General features: G+C 69.0%; 1 protein-coding gene and 1 pseudogene. Both read left to right on the forward strand.

All coding sequences use genetic code 11. The features are described 5' to 3' along the window. Positions 1-206 (forward strand): annotated as a pseudogene (locus ACWELQ_RS46125) (alpha/beta hydrolase); the annotation flags it as partial. A 4-nt stretch (positions 207-210) separates the two neighbouring features. After that, positions 211-1,105: saccharopine dehydrogenase family protein (locus ACWELQ_RS46130; protein ID WP_452403263.1), on the forward strand; the 895-nt coding region annotated here is incomplete at its 3' end.

Raw genomic sequence — 1,105 nt, forward strand, 5'->3', positions numbered from 1 at the left:
TCCTGTTCGCGGTGTGCGACCTAGACTCCGTCGCCCCCGCGAAACCGACATTGCGCTATGCCGGCCGTGCACCACGTGGCGAGATCCACAGGTACCCGGACGGACATTTCGCCATCTACGCGGGTGACGGCTTCGAGCGGCTCATCAGCGACCAGCTCGGATTCCTCGACCGCCATGTCCCCCTGGCCTTTCGAAAGGAGACCTGAAGCAATGAGCGGAAGAATCGTCCTGCTCGGGGCCACCGGCTACACCGGTGACCTCGTGCTCTGCGCACTGCTGCGCCGTGGCCTGAAACCGGTCGTGGCCGGGCGCGACCAAACCGCGCTCGCCGGGCTGGCCGAGCGGCACGGCGGACTCGAGTATGCGGTGGCCGACGTCACCGATTCCGCGAGTCTTCGAAAGCTGGTGGGGCGCGGTGATGTTCTGGTCACCACCGTCGGTCCCTTCGAGCGTTTCGGATATCCGGTCGCGCAGGCGGCGGTGGACGCCGGCGCCCATTACATCGACTCCACCGGTGAGGTCGGCTTCGTCCGCGAACTCCAGCAGCGCCATCACGATCGCGCCCGCGAATCCGGCTCGGTCGTCCTGCCCGCGTTCGGATACGACTATGTCCCAGGCATTCTCGCCGGCACCCTCGCGGCGCAGCAGGCGGGTGACACGGCGCGGGTGCTCGATATCGGATACTTCGCCACCGGTCCGCTCTGGCGCGGATTGAGCCAGGGCACGCGTACCACCATGCGCGAGGGCCTGACGTTGCCGTCGCTGCGCTGGCGGACCGGGCAGCTCGTGGCGGAGCGGACGGCGGCGACCGCACACGCTTTCCCCTTCCGCAACCGCCGCAAGGCGGCCTTCCTCGTCTCCGGCACCGAAGTGCTGTTCCTGCCGACGCAATTCCCCCGACTCGACACCGTCACCGTCTACAACGGCTGGTTTCCCGCCCTCAGCCGGGCCACGACGATGGTGTCCGCCCTCGCCAATTCCGCTGCCCGCTATCGCGGTGGCCGATGGCTGACCGATCGCCTCACCCGCCCGATGATCGGCCCGGCGGGCGGACCGGACGCCCGGGAGCGCGCCCGGACCCGCACCCATGTCGTCGCCGTGGCCT

The organism is Nocardia sp. NPDC004722, assembly GCF_053601505.1.